Origin of the sequence: Acidovorax sp. 100 (assembly GCF_003688355.1) — a bacterium.
Lineage (GTDB): Bacteria > Pseudomonadota > Gammaproteobacteria > Burkholderiales > Burkholderiaceae_C > Acidovorax > Acidovorax delafieldii.
On sequence record NZ_REFD01000001.1, the window covers coordinates 5,123,475 to 5,135,360 of the forward strand.

At 59.9% G+C, this 11,886-nt stretch carries 15 protein-coding genes; 4 read left to right on the top strand and 11 right to left on the bottom strand.

Annotated features, from left to right (window positions below):
• The first annotated feature begins 15 nt into the window (after nt 1–15).
• Together C8C96_RS23480 and C8C96_RS23485 are read left to right on the top strand one after the other, a co-directional pair.
• Nucleotides 16–327: an HU family DNA-binding protein gene (locus C8C96_RS23480; protein ID WP_056057356.1), complete on the top strand. Its 312-nt coding sequence runs from the start codon at nt 16–18 to the stop codon at nt 325–327.
• 148 nt (nt 328–475) lie between these two features.
• Entirely contained in the window at nt 476–928 is a 453-nt protein-coding gene (locus C8C96_RS23485; protein ID WP_056642979.1) for a helix-turn-helix domain-containing protein, read from the top strand.
• Nucleotides 929–1,035: 107 nt separating this feature from the next.
• Here C8C96_RS23485 and C8C96_RS23490 read toward each other — a convergent pair whose 3' ends face one another.
• From C8C96_RS23490 to C8C96_RS23520, 7 genes are all read right to left on the bottom strand, one after another.
• Entirely contained in the window at nt 1,036–1,365 is a 330-nt protein-coding gene (locus C8C96_RS23490) for a helix-turn-helix domain-containing protein (RefSeq protein ID WP_121943794.1), read from the bottom strand.
• A gap of 415 nt (nt 1,366–1,780) precedes the next feature.
• Nucleotides 1,781–2,245 (bottom strand): hypothetical protein, encoded by a 465-nt coding sequence (locus C8C96_RS23495; RefSeq protein ID WP_082576850.1) that lies wholly within the window; start codon nt 2,243–2,245, stop codon nt 1,781–1,783.
• Nucleotides 2,242–2,535 (bottom strand): hypothetical protein, encoded by a 294-nt coding sequence (locus C8C96_RS23500; RefSeq protein WP_056642885.1) that lies wholly within the window; start codon nt 2,533–2,535, stop codon nt 2,242–2,244. The genes C8C96_RS23495 and C8C96_RS23500 overlap by 4 nt, the downstream gene beginning before the upstream one ends.
• 28 nt (nt 2,536–2,563) lie before the next feature.
• Complete coding sequence (locus C8C96_RS23505; RefSeq protein WP_369818059.1) at nt 2,564–3,151, bottom strand: HAD domain-containing protein; 588 nt, start codon at nt 3,149–3,151, stop codon at nt 2,564–2,566.
• A gap of 79 nt (nt 3,152–3,230) precedes the next feature.
• Nucleotides 3,231–3,458, bottom strand: a complete 228-nt coding sequence (locus C8C96_RS23510) for an antitoxin Xre/MbcA/ParS toxin-binding domain-containing protein (protein WP_056642891.1) — start codon at nt 3,456–3,458, stop codon at nt 3,231–3,233.
• A 111-nt stretch (nt 3,459–3,569) separates the two neighbouring features.
• Entirely contained in the window at nt 3,570–4,274 is a 705-nt protein-coding gene (locus C8C96_RS23515) for a helix-turn-helix transcriptional regulator (RefSeq protein ID WP_056642896.1), read from the bottom strand.
• 63 nt (nt 4,275–4,337) lie between these two features.
• Nucleotides 4,338–4,559: a hypothetical protein gene (locus C8C96_RS23520; RefSeq protein WP_056642899.1), complete on the bottom strand. Its 222-nt coding sequence runs from the start codon at nt 4,557–4,559 to the stop codon at nt 4,338–4,340.
• A gap of 500 nt (nt 4,560–5,059) precedes the next feature.
• Between C8C96_RS23520 and C8C96_RS23530 the strand changes: the two genes are divergently transcribed.
• Nucleotides 5,060–6,205 carry a DUF3800 domain-containing protein gene (locus C8C96_RS23530; RefSeq protein ID WP_056642961.1) on the top strand — a complete coding sequence of 382 codons (1,146 nt, stop codon included), beginning with the start codon at nt 5,060–5,062 and terminating at the stop codon, nt 6,203–6,205.
• 124 nt (nt 6,206–6,329) lie between these two features.
• Here C8C96_RS23530 and C8C96_RS23535 read toward each other — a convergent pair whose 3' ends face one another.
• From C8C96_RS23535 to C8C96_RS24920, 4 genes are all read right to left on the bottom strand, one after another.
• Nucleotides 6,330–8,198: a hypothetical protein gene (locus tag C8C96_RS23535; RefSeq protein WP_056642958.1), complete on the bottom strand. Its 1,869-nt coding sequence runs from the start codon at nt 8,196–8,198 to the stop codon at nt 6,330–6,332.
• Complete coding sequence (locus tag C8C96_RS23540) at nt 8,195–8,710, bottom strand: ABC-three component system middle component 2 (protein WP_056642957.1); 516 nt, start codon at nt 8,708–8,710, stop codon at nt 8,195–8,197. Before C8C96_RS23540 ends, C8C96_RS23535 begins: the two co-directional genes overlap by 4 nt.
• On the bottom strand, nt 8,698–9,699 hold the full coding sequence (locus tag C8C96_RS23545; protein ID WP_199737512.1) for an ABC-three component system protein: 1,002 nt from the start codon (nt 9,697–9,699) through the stop codon (nt 8,698–8,700). The genes C8C96_RS23540 and C8C96_RS23545 overlap by 13 nt, the downstream gene beginning before the upstream one ends.
• Nucleotides 9,700–9,783: 84 nt before the next feature.
• Complete coding sequence (locus C8C96_RS24920; RefSeq protein ID WP_156391413.1) at nt 9,784–9,942, bottom strand: hypothetical protein; 159 nt, start codon at nt 9,940–9,942, stop codon at nt 9,784–9,786.
• A gap of 829 nt (nt 9,943–10,771) precedes the next feature.
• Between C8C96_RS24920 and C8C96_RS25475 the strand changes: the two genes are divergently transcribed.
• Entirely contained in the window at nt 10,772–11,683 is a 912-nt protein-coding gene (locus C8C96_RS25475) for a TniQ family protein (protein ID WP_370107407.1), read from the top strand.
• The last annotated feature ends 203 nt before the right edge of the window (nt 11,684–11,886 follow it).

An 11,886-nucleotide genomic window follows, 5' to 3' on the forward strand; every position in this document is an offset into this window, starting at 1 on the left:
TACACGTGAGCATCCATGAACCGCGCAGAACTCGTTGAAATCCTGGCTTCCAAGAATGACCTGTCCAAGACCGCAGCCAATGCGGTGCTGGAAACGCTGATCGATACCATCCAGACGGCCGTCAAGAAAGGCGATGCCGTGCAGCTCGTGGGCTTTGGAACCTTCAAGTCAGCTAAGCGTGCAGCACGAACGGGCAAGAACCCATCGACCGGTGCAGCACTGAAGATCCCAGCGAGCACGGTGCCGAAGTTTGTGGCGGGTGCCAAGTTCAAGGCTGTGGTGGATCCCAAGGCTGCGAAGCGCAAGGCGGACAAGGCTGGGAAATAAGTCAAGCTTTCTCGGTGGCCACCGAAACAAACCGCCATGGGCTCAGGCCTTTGGCGGTTTTGTTTTTTGGGGGACGAAGAAGGAGTGCGACACGACGGTGCGTCTGCCCCTAAGCGAGCGATAAGACGTCAAAGTTACCATTGGGCCTATGAATACGTTTTCCAATGCCTTTCGCGCTGAAGTTGTTCGCATGGCGCGCAAGGAGCTCAAACCTGAACTGCAGGGGATGCGCAAGGCGATCACTGGCCACCGTTCGGAGATCGCAGCGTTGAAGCGGGAAGTCAAAAGCCTCACTTCGCAGCTCAAGGCCACCCAACGGCAGGTAAAAGCAACGGATGCGCCCAAAGCCAAGGCAGTGACTGAAGACGTCACTCCCAAGAAGTCAAAGCAGATCCCGTTCGATGCTCAGGTCTTGATCGACAAACGCGCAGCACTCGGTATTACGCAGAAGCAGATGGCTCAGTTGCTGGGTGCTTCTTCGATATCTGTCTACAAGTGGGAGACGAGCCATGTTCATCCACGGGCAGCGCAATTGGAGCGCATTGCTGAAGTGCTCAAGCTGGGTAAGCGCAAGGCGCTGGCACTGCTCAATCCACTGTAAGCAGTGAACGTTGGGCTGGGCTGCCTCACCAGAGGCTGGAGGCGGAAGAAATGCGGCCCTGATGATCGCGGCTTCTATCTAAAACAACGTTCTGGTGAGCTTGGTGCTCAGGATGAGCAGTGGAACTCCAGCCCAATCTTCCCCGGCCTTTGCCGTGCTGTTTTGGTCACCAGGATCGTCACGTCGTGACCGAGCCTCGCAATCCATTCAAGCATCATTGCTTCACTCGTGCCGCGGAACTGCCCACGAACAATCTTCACGATGTCTGCTTGATCTATCCCAAGTAATTCTGCCGCTGCCTCATGGGTCAGATGTCGCGCCTTGATCGTCCAAGCTATATGCGACGCCAACGAAGCCTTTCGCTGCAAAGCCTCAGCGTCTGGGTATCCAAGGTCGGCATATACATTGGTGCTTCCAACTTCAACTGCGTCTGCCATTTCTGAATCCTTCGTGTCTACATATCCCAAGCGCAGGTTCCGATAACGCGGTGGTCGTTCCCGCCATGAACTCCCGACAAGGCCTGCCTGGGCGATGTGTCGGATTCCACTGGAGCTTTCATTATGGAATGGCTTTCCACTCACCATCTCAGAAGAAACTCATCAGGCTTCACGACGACAGATCGCCGCGTAAATACGGTTTCAGGGCGTTCAGCAAGGTAGGCAACCGGCTGACCGGTATTGTCAAATCGCCGTGAAAGCAGATTCGATTGAGGCAACAGGAGTAGCAGTATCCCTATATTCACCGTGCCCGCAGGGGCGCTCGAATGCTGAACGCTGAAAAGAAGCTCCGGAACTAGGAGCTAGAAGTAAGGGATGTACTGAAGATCTGCGAGATTCATGAGGCGTAGGGGGGTCAATAGCCCTCAGCACCCGCCACTTCAATCACACGGGCCAGATGACCCTGCTCTATCGCCTGACGCGGTGTCCGGCCACCCAAAGCGCCCGATGGTGTCTCCAAGAAGGCGAGTAATGCCCAGCCCTCACTCGTTCCCAAGGCTTTTGAAAGCTTGGGCAATGCATCCCATAGGGCAGGTTCAAACTGCCAACGAGGCAACTTGAATCCACGCCGGGCCTGGGTCAATCCGATCGCCCGCCCTTTAGCGACCCACGCATTGATCGTCACTGGGGTGGTACCGACCAGATCCGCAGCCATGTCTGTGCAGAGCATGTCATTAGCTTCCAAGCGAGCCGTCCGGGCGGCCAGGCTGCCAGCCAGAAAGGCCTTGGTCTGAGCAGCAGACGCGTAGTGCGACGGATGTTCAACTGCGCTTGGGCTGTTGCTTGTGAGGCGACTCGTTGAGGTTGAGTGTGTTTTCATGGGGACCTCATCAATGGCCACTTGCGGCCGTTGACCTTCCTACTGAAATACGAAGTGCTGGGCAAGTTCAATGCAACAGCCTGCTCGAGCTTGGCCACCGGAGGTGAGGACAAGGCGAATACCTCGCCGATGTGGCGAGCTGGCGCTTCGAGAACCAACGGTCCGATATCCAAATCCATGAAGCCGATACTGGCTGTCCGACGGCTGAGCACATTGGCCGCGTGGCGACGTTTCACGATGCCAGCGACAGATTGCAAGACCGCGAGGATGTCGGAGTGGCGTCGCATCATCGGTTGGTTGCTTTCAGAAACTACTGGGTTAGGCGGACAACCCTGTATGGCAGCCGCGCAGTTTTTCCTTCAGCTCGTGTTGAACTACGGGGTTGGACAAGCCGGTAGTTCCTTCGCACGCGACCAAATTTTGCCGACAGGAGTCAGGCCACCCCTCCAAATCGTCATCAAGTGCCAGCCACTGCCGGGGCTTTCGGCGACGAGCGTCATCTTGAACTTGCACACCACGGGGCGTGGTGCGAAACATGGACAGATTCCAGGGATCCACGCCATGGACACGCTTGTGGTACGTCCCACCAATGAACCGGGCACGCAGAGAGGCTGGAAGCCGTTTGAGGGTTGCGCTGTATCCCGGGCGGATGCACCAAGTGCTACTGAGTACCAGGGCGACTGCCGGGTAGGGTTCAAGCACCGATTCCAGGATAGGAACCCATTCGAAAAGAGAGTGTCCTGCAGCCTCATACGGGCTCATGTAGATTCCCTTGCGGGGGTGCCAGAGCACTTTTTCATGGTGAACAACACCATCGAGGTCTAGGTACAGAGCGATGTCCGCGCTGCGGGGAGCAGACGCAGGGAGATACGGGGCGTTCTGGCTAGAGGGCATCGCCGTAGGCATTCTGCATGGTGTCAATTGGTCAGCGGGGATAGCGACAGGTCCAGACCTGACTCACGATCAGTCCACTCTCTGCCTATGCTTACGAGTACGCACCGGATTGGGCTCGCAAGAGCAAGCTCTTCACGACTTCCAGGCCGTCCGGCTCATTGAGCACATCGATGGGTCTCCGATTTCCCAATGCTGGGACCACACCAGTAAGCCAACGGTCCAGCCACTCTCTTGCATCAAAACCGGCTTGTTCTCCTGACTCAGCGAGCATGCCCTGTACGAGTACGGTGAGAGTGGCGATGTCGTCTTCAAGGGCCATGGCTTGCTCCGTGGAAATGGCTGGGGATCAGTGCGCACCAGCGATAGTGCAATCCTGGGAATTGAACGTCAAATTCTGGCCGCTGCCAGTGGCTAGTCCGAACGGCACTTGTCATTGACTAGCCCTACCGGCGATCTCAAGAACGACGCCTTCCTTCAGTTCACGGACTTCTTGGAGGACGCGCTTTCGGACCTCTGGCGGCAGAACAGCGGTCATCGGGGACGCTTGCCTTAGTTCCTGCGCTCGGTGGGTTCTCCCCAGTGCCTTACGCCACTTGCGATTCTCAAGGATGTCCTTCCACTCAAGCCAAAGACTCGCCGAACGTTGGTCCCCAGCATCCAGCCACTTTTGGAGGACTGCTTGGGCCTGATGGAGCAACGCAGGGTCAGCACGAACGCGTCGCACTGCTGCTTCATGAAGTGCGAGACTTTGTAGATCCTGGATCCGGTGGCGAGAGGCATCTGCAGAAACGATGATTCGAGCCAACGGCGCATCGCGGCTTGCTCCTGCCGCCGCAGTGTTTGACTTGACCGTTTGCATGACGCCATCTGCCAACAACGCCAAGTCGCCCACGATGCCCACAGCGGACATGACTTTCAAGTATGTGCCCATGGACGGCGTGGAATCTCCTGCTTCGACCGCTCTCAGCGTTGCGCGCGAGAGTCCCAAGTGACTCGCCATCGCCACCGTGCTCAGGCCTTGCGCTTTCCTGAGACCTCGCAGCCTGTCGCCTAACTGGAGGAGCAAATGGAGATGGAGAACTGAGGAGTTGCTGGAGGCGAGCACCCCAGGATAGTTGGCACGGTCTATCGACATATCGACTCCTTGCAGGCTGTTGCACCATACAACCAGTAGCTGGTGCGGTGCAATCAAATTGCTTCAAAACGGCGCAGGCGACTCCACCTGCACCACAGGCCCAGGCCCCGCATACACCACTTCACCGGAGTGTTTCACCGTCACCCGCCAGATCTCACCCTCCTGCGTGACTGCATACGCCTCAGCCTCCAGCGGCAGCAGGGTCTCCGTGGGGCACACACCACCGCCCCCGCCTGGTGGCGTGCACATCAAGGTCGGGTAGTTCCAGGGCGCGTTGATCGGCATGGCGTGTCCTCAGTGGACCAACACCCTCACACCAGCCGTACTTCAAAGTACGCCCCATCCCTTTCCCCCAGATCCCTGAACCCCGTCTGCTTGGCCACCGCACTGGCTTTGCCCTAGGCCTTGAGCAAGGTGAGATCGTCAGGAGACATCACCTCGGGTGGCGATTCTTCCAGGCGGTGCATGGTGTCCAGCGCGGCTGCGACCTGTTCTGGGCCACCGAGCTGCTTTTTCAGAGCATGGGCGTACCGGGTCTCTGCAGCAATGCGCTCCTTGGCAGGGATCGCTTTGCAGCGTTCACGGTCGGTCGGCGCTGGCCGTCTTACTCACGATATCCGCCGCATGGCGGTCCTTGCGACGTGAAGCCTGCCGCCGCGTCAGCGGACCAGTCTCGAAGCATCAACTGCCCTTTGGCGACACGGCGCTCGTCGCCAGGGGACCGGCTATAAACGACATTCCAGGCGGGCCACAGAGCTCAAGCTTTGACAATTTGACGAGGGCGCATGTTTTTCTATGTCGATGAGAGCGGGCACACGGGTTCGGAATTGTTCGACGCGACCCAGCCTGTCCTGTATTACGGGGTCCTGTCGAGCGATATAAACCTCGATGTGCTGGTCGAGGAGAGGCTCACCCCCTTGCGCAAACGCCTCGGCGTGGACCGACTGCACGCGGCTCAGCTTGGAGTCGGCAGACTGGCCACCATCGCCGACGAGTTGGTGTCCATGCAGAAGAAGTTCACCTTGCGCTTTGACCTATACCGGGTGAATAAGCCGGACCACGCGGTCATCTGCTTTTACGATCAAGTCTTCGACCAAGCCATGAATCCGGCCGTCACTTGGACCAGCTATTGGACGCCGCTGCGATACATCCTTTTGCTGAAGCTCGCATCCTTGTTCGAAGAAGACGATGCACGCCTCGCTTGGTCAGCCCGTATCGACACAAACCGAGCGCGAGCCAACGAGAAGCTCATCTCGGTGTGCCAACGAATCGCGGGACGTGTCGATCAGCTTTCCGACGCGCGCTCGCGTCAGTTGATCGGCGACGGCCTGACATGGGCCGCCCAGAACCCGGATGCGATTGGCTACAACGTGGATCATGCCGACGACATCAAGCAGATCAGCCCCAACATCATCGGGTTTCAGTCGGTCATGCACGGCATTGCAAGGCGAATCGTGCAGCGCGGCAAGCGAGCGTCGAGAATTGTCGTGGACCGGCAGTCCGAGTTCAACAAGGCGCAGAAAACCCTCTCGGAGTTTTTCGCCGCCGCGTCGGGCATGGAAGGCGCAACTGGCCCCGGCATGCCCAAGATCAGCTTCGCGGGGATGCCCAAAACCCCCATCGAATTCGCAGCCGGCACCGACAGCGCGGGGCTTGAGCTTGTCGATGTCTACCTGTGGATTTTCAAGAGGCTCATCGACGGCAAGGACATGGCCGCGGAGCTGATGCCGCTGGTCTACGCCCAGCGACATCGCGGCAACACCGATGAAGTATCCCTGCGAGCCATTGAGGCCAGGTGGGAACGGCATTTCGCCAACATGCCCCCGCTTGAAGACATGCCGCCGGAGCAACTCGAGGCGGCGAGAGAAATCATGGACAAGGAAGAGGCACGCCGGCAACAAGCCCTCCAAGGCCATTTGGCATCGCCTTGAGCTGCGCGCCAAGGGGCCTAAGGCACCGGTTGTAGTGACAGGCGGTTGCCACTCCAGCGCGAGCCCGAGAAGCCGCAGCGTAACAACTGCGCGGCATCGAACTGGGCAACGGCCACATCAAACGTCAACCGGTATGGCGGGCAAGAAGCCCGTAGCGTCCGTCGCCGACCAGACCGGTGAAGACCTCGATGTACGCCAGGTCCTCGATCGCAGCCGGCGGGTCAGAGTTTTCGATGACGATGACCTGCAGCTTCTCCTCCAGGCTGGCGAGATGCTTGTAGAACTTCTCGGCGAGGCTTGTCGCCTTCAGCGCCTTCTCGTCGTCCGACAGATCGCCGTGCTTTGACTTCAGCGGCTCACGGTACGTCAGCAGCGGGGTGTCGAGCACCAGGAAGCCGGGATGCGGTAGGCCCTTGTCAATGCAGTGCACGGCGACTGCCACGTTGAAGGCCGCATGTAGCACGGCGCGGACACCCTTGCCGTTGGCGTCCCTGGCCTTGCCGGCGACGGTGATGTCGTTGGCCTTTGCGTCGAACTGGATCTTGTCCGCATCCGGGAAGCCCCACTCGGTCAGGACCGCTTTGACGGTCTCGCCGAACTCGAAGAGCACCGTGGATTCAGGGCCAACGGGAAGAGGGTCGCGCTCGCTTTTCGTGGATGCCGCGGCGATCTCTGCTCGGCGGTTGGCCAACTTTTCACGCCGCAGGTGCAGGTCGATCAGCTTGCACAGTTCAGCGCGCTGGGCGTTGTAGTTCTCGAAGCTGCTCCGCAGCGACGCTTCCGTGGGGCGTAGGTCCAGGGCGCGCTGATCGAATTCTTCAATCTGGTCCTCGAGTGACGCGATGGAGGTCGTGAGCGCCAATGCCTCGGCGTGCAGCGAATCGACGACGTGAGCCAGTTCGCGCTGTTCACGCTCGATCTTGCGCGCTTCGGCTGCCGCGGCCGTATGCGCCATCGAAATCTCTGTGGCGGCGTGCTGGTGCTTCTGCGCGCCGGGCGGGGCGCCGCAAACCGGGCAATCACGGCCGGCCATGGCGGCCAGCAGGCTGCCGCCCTCCTCGATGGAATGCAGCCGGTCCAAGTCGGAGTTGTAGACCGCCTGCAGCTTGGCGAAGCGTTCCAGGGTGATGTCGAGTTCTGCAGCTCGTGCGGTGAGTTCCTGGCGGCGGTCAACCGCGGCACGCCGCTCGGCGGCGTTGTCATCCAGCATGGTCTGCACGGCCCGCAGCTCGGCGGTGGTCGTTGCGCCACTGGCGTCCAGTTCCGCGAGCTGTGCGTCCACCTGCGTCCGGTCTGCCGGGGCGTCGCCCAGTTCCTTGTCGAGCTGCGCCAGCATCTCGTCGACGAGCTCCAGTTTGGCCGCCTTGGCGGCAATCCGCGCGGGCTCGGTGGGGACTGTCACGGTGGCCGCGTCGTCCTGACCGGTGAGGAGCAGCTTGAACAGGTTTTGATCGAGGGTGCGCTCCGTATAGCTGTTCGACACGTAGGCGGGGCTTCGCTTGGACATGATGTCCTCCTCCCCAACCACGGCGAACTTCGCCAGTACGCGGAAGGCCAGCTGTTCCTTCTCACCGCTGGCATTGCGCACAATCCACCGGTCCTGCAGGCCCAAAGTCTCGAGGATCCGGTAGGAGACAGAGTCGGTTGCCTTCGCGCTGTGCTTCCCTGACAACACCTCTCCCTTGCCGGTCGGGTGGGAGGTGATGAGACCCGGGAAGAGCTTGAGGTTTCCACCCTTGGTCGGACGATACAGGGTGAACTCGCCCTGGTCGCCAAGGGTCAGGCCGAGCCAGACTGCGTCGTAGGCCTTGATTTCATCGGTCTTTGGAAGCTTGGAAACCGCGCCGAGCATGAAGAGCACCGCTTCCGATGCGAACGACTTGCCGGTGTTGGACGCGCCGTAGATGATGTTCAGGCCGTCGACGAATTCAAGTTTGGCAGGCTCAATGTTGGGCCCGGTGAAGGCCAGGTGGCGCAGCCGGATACCGTTCATGCGCGTGCTCCCGCAAACGTCTCTTCAACGCGGAAGTCGGCGGTCCACCGCCCGATTCGCTTTTCCATCTGCTCGCGCATCTCTGCGGCCGGCTTGTTGGCAAAGCGCTCGGCCATCCACTGGGCGCGCTCCTTGAGCGCGACGGAATACGATGCCTGCAGCAGGTCGAGGTAGATCGGGGCGTCGTCGCTCGCACCGAAGGTGATGCCGTCTTCAGTCTCGAAGACGTCGACGAGGTGCAGCTGCTGCATCAGCCGAAGGCTTTTCTCTACCAGCGGACGCCTCACCACGAGCTCGGCCGCGCGGTTGGGCAGATCCGGGTGCAGGCTGCTCGGGGCATCTGGGTCGTCGAGATCCCCGGTGTGAACGACCAGGTGGTCGAGCCAGGTCATCTCCAGCAGGTCGCAACGCCGCGGATGGAAGGCTTCCAGCACGACCAGCGCGCGGATGCCTGTTTCGAGCGTGCTATTGAAGGGGTGCGTGCTGGGCGCCGGCCTGTCTACCGATCCCATGGCATGACCCCCTCGTTGGCAAGCAGGTGGCAGGTGCCCTGCTTGACCTGCGGCCCGGCATGCCGGCCCAGCACGCCGGAAGCTTGCAGCAGGGCGGCCTGCTGCATGACCTTGTTCAGGCGGGCGAACTTGTTGGTGTGATCGGCGTCGTGGACGTCGACAACGCCGTGGTGGACCTCGTCGCGGAAGGTCTGGACGAACTCCTCCGGCGTCGAGTCACGGTAGAAGCGGTCGAACGCCGTGGCGTCGAAGAAGCGGGTGCGCTGGATCTTGAGATGCGGCCCCACATCGGGGCAGGCCAGCGCGGCATCGGGATCGGGGTAGGTACCCGGCCCCCGCTCCTCGTACACCTTCAGCAGTTGGCCGAGGTAGGCCGATTCGCTGGCGTGGATCGCAGCGGGCACGACGCCCCTGGGGCTCTGGCCGGGGTCGGCATCAAACCATTTGACCAGCGCCGGCATGCATGCCGGATCCTTGGCCAGCAGCCTAGCGTCGAGCCAGTGGACGTTCGCGAAATCGAAAGCCCTGATCTTGGCCTCGATCTCCGGCGTCAGCTTTACCGTCGCGTTCTCCACCAGGTCACCCGCGATGTACGTGTCCCAGCGATCCAGGAACGCCTGCTTCAGCCGGTCCGGGTGCGCGACGAACTCGCGTACCTTGCGCACGACGCCCAGGGGCGCCACGAAGGTGTAGGCCCGCGGCAGCGCGTACGCGCCTGCCGCCGAGTGCATGAAGATCTTGCCCAGCTCTACGAACAGCGCCTTCTCGGACAGCGGCTTGCTAAGCTGCTTGCACTGGAAGTTGTCCCATGGCCCGTCCATCCGACGGTCGGTGACGTAGCCCGTGACATCGCGGCCCAGGTCGCCCGTGCCGCTCCACCGGTCGTGCGAGTGGTAGTCCTTGCAACGCTGGTGCAACCAGTCGTCGACGAAGTCCTCGAGCTCCGCCGCGGTCAGCACGGAGATCAATCCGGGGTAGTTCTTGTGCAATGGGGCTCCTCCCAGGTCCGATCTTAGATGGGGCGTCGATACCTGGCGGGCCAATGATAGCGACGCCTGAAGCTGTCCACGGTGTCAGCGCGGCGCCGGGCCCCGGCCGTAGACCAGCGCGTCGCGAATCTCGACGTCAAGGCCGGCGACCAAGCGCACTGGCGCTTCGGTGGTCAGGTCGGATCGGCTGTTGACGACCGCCAGACCGATGGTGCTGCACTCAAGGCACAGGGCGACGGTCATCCAGAATCGGCCGACCGCCGCACCCTATCGAGTACCCGGTCTCCGATGCGCAGCGGTCATACGAACCGCTGCACATCGAATGTCGGGTGACGAACGCGGCGGTCGCTCGGACCGTCTGCCGTGAATGACTCTGACCAGCCTGGAGCAGTCCTCAATCCTCGGACCTCGGTTTGGCAGTGCTGCAGGCTGCGTAGCCGTTCAACCAGCGCCTCGGCATTGGCCGCGGTCATACCTGTCTTGCCATCCACGAGGAACAATGAGCGATTGAACGGACGGTACAGCCATGAGCGGTCGTCAATAGCCAACCATGGAAACACAACGCGATCATTGGCACGTACCCAAGGCCTGCACTCCTGAAGTGGTTGCTTCAGCGACACAAGTGGGCACCTCCAGCCTTTCCTGGAAGAAGTATTGCGTGCTCTTCACGTCGATTTGCGCGTTACCTAGCAATGTGTAATAGTGGAACAATGTTCGTATATCCCACATCTCAAGGAGAGCTATTTCGAGCCGCGCGCGGTACACGCACGCAGGCAGAATTTGCGAAGTTGCTAGGTTGCGATCGCTCGTGTCTCTCGCGCTATGAGAGGGAGCAGCTCGGCGCTTCGCCCATGGTGATTGGTCGGTGTTTAGACATCGTTGCGAAGTCGATGAGGATCAGCGGGGAGACGCCTCGGCCGTATGAACGTGCGCTTGTGCAAGCGCGTCGTGTTGTCGCTGAACTGGAGAGGTTGGAGGACAAATGACTTTGCCGCGATTGGCTCCAATGCCCCATGAGTTCGTTCTTGCACATGCAGGGCGAATTGGGCTCTTTTGCTGTGGCCTGATCGATATGAATCGAAGGCTGCGGCTAGTTCAGAGAGTGGCGGAGGAGCACTGTGAAGGTGCGGCAGGTTTCTCCCTACTGGAGCAGTTGGCCACGATCGCGGGAATGAGCGTTACCGACTATGCAAGACACCACAGCCTCTTGCCCACGATACGAGTTGCAGATAGCGATACCGACCCAGTTCATCACGGATCTGCAAAGAGGCCGAGTATTACAAGGAACTTTGGGGCACGACTGCACACAGCGAAGGTGCACCTGTGCTGCAGGTGCGTTGACGAAGATATTTCGCATTGGGGCTATAGCTGGTTTCGACGTACTCACAACCTTGTGGGTGTCGAGGTCTGCCCCTTACATGGCGAGGCTTTGAACTGGGTGACGGATCCAGATCCGTTTTCACGTCTTCCACAGCACTGGGTGAAACTGGGCGATATCGAGCGTGTTGAATACGACCATGCTAGCCAAGCAGAGCGCCAGTTTCAAACGCGCTTGCATGAAATCTATGAGCTATTTCTCGATAGAGATAGGCCATTTGCCTCGCCTTCGATCGATGGTCCGTTGGCCTTGAGGTTGCATGAGCTTGGGCTGACGGGGAGCTCCAATGGGAAGAAGCCATTGCTTAGCGACTATGTTTTGAACTCCACGCCACGCGCATGGCTCCGTCGCCATTGTCCACAGCTTTGCGAGAAAGAACCAGGAGTGCGTTTTTCAACTTTCGATCGGCTTCCCAGACCCTATGCCCTGCCAGGTAGCGGTTTCGCATATGCCATAGCGTTTGCGACGCTCTTCGATTCAGCGGAAGACGTGGCTCGATCGATTTCTAGATCAGTTGTACGACGTAAGCGAGATTATGAAAACTCTGGGATGGAAACTCAGAAACGACGTAGTTCTGGAGAGTGGATGTTCCATGGGTGTGCGTGAATTGGGCGGCAGCGAATCGCAACCTTGAAGCAACTTGACCTTGGCAGGCGCTGTGTTGCAAGGAGAGCAAGAAGTCTCGTAGCGCCGGCCCAAAAGGGCAACGCCTCGCCCCACCGTTTAGGTGAATTGGTACGAGAGTGTTCGTGTTGGAAAGCAAGCAACTGCTAGCTCGGCTGATACTGTTGGGCTCTTTGCGTCACTGC